This window comes from Arthrobacter sp. TB 26 (assembly GCF_000427315.1).
Taxonomy (GTDB): Bacteria; Actinomycetota; Actinomycetes; order Actinomycetales; family Micrococcaceae; genus Arthrobacter.
On sequence record NZ_AUPJ01000190.1, the window covers coordinates 1 to 1,123 of the forward strand.

Annotated in this window: 1 protein-coding gene; it reads left to right on the forward strand. The window is 70.4% G+C overall.

Annotated features, from left to right (window positions below; genetic code table 11):
- Positions 1-157 precede the first annotated feature (157 nt).
- A partial coding sequence (locus K789_RS0106590; RefSeq protein WP_024366066.1) for a multicopper oxidase family protein occupies positions 158-1,123 on the forward strand: 966 nt, incomplete at its 3' end.

Below are 1,123 nucleotides of genomic sequence, written 5' to 3' on the forward strand. Positions count from 1 at the left end.
CCCCGCCCTATGGCCCGCCGGGGACTCCCCCGGGCGGCCCTGGCTTCCCCGGCGGAAAGAGCCAGGCCCGGCTGATCCTGGACGAACGCTTCGCGAGGGGCGAGCTCACCGCGGAACAATATCGCGAGAACTTGAAAGTACTCGGCGAGGAACCCTAGTGCGGCCCATCAGCCGCCGCGACGCCCTGCTCCTGGGTGGCCTGGGCACAGCGGCCACTGTGGCAGGCGGCGCCGGGCTCTGGTGGTCCCTGGCTTCCACCCAGCAGCCGGGCAGCCCGGCGGGGGGCGCGCAAGGGACCGGGCTGGGCACTCCCCCCGAGCTTCGCAGTGCCGGCGGCAGGCTGCAGCTCACGCTGGAGGCCGCCCGCGGACAGGTGGAGCTCGGCGGCCGCCCGGCCCGGCCCCTTTGCTACAACGGCACCGTCCCGGGCCCCACTCTCCGCCTGCGCCCGGGCGACGAGCTCAGCATCAGGCTTGTGAACCGCCTCGACGAACCAACGAACCTGCACGTCCATGGCCTGCACGTGTCCCCGCAGGCCAACGGTGACAATGTGTTCAGAGAGGTCAAGCCCGGCGAGAGTTTCGACTACAGCTACCGGCTGCCGCCGGACCACCCGCCGGGCGTCTACTGGTACCACCCGCATCACCACGGCATGGTTGCGGGGCAGATATTTGCAGGGCTTTTCGGGGCGATCATCGTCGAGGATCCCGAAACCATCCCGGTGAGCGTGGAACGTGTACTGCTTGTCTCGGACACCACCCTGGACAGCGCCGGCAACATAGCCGCGGTGTCGCAGATGGAGCGCATGGCGGGCCGGGAAGGGGAACTCCTCCTGCTCAACGGGCAGAGCGGGCCCCTCCTCACCGCCCGCCCTGGCGAACGGGAGCGGTGGCGGATCATCAACGCCTGTGCGGCCCGCTTCCTTCGGCTCAGGCTGGACGGCCAGCGGCTGGAGCTGCTCGGCATGGATTCGGGCCGGTCCCCCGCTCCCGAAGCCGTGGACGAAGTCCTGCTGGCGCCGGGCAACCGGGCGGACCTGCTGGTGACCGCAGTCGCCGGCGAATCCGTAGTACAGGTCCTCCCCTATGACCGCGGCGGCATGCCGGGAATGATGGGGCAGGGG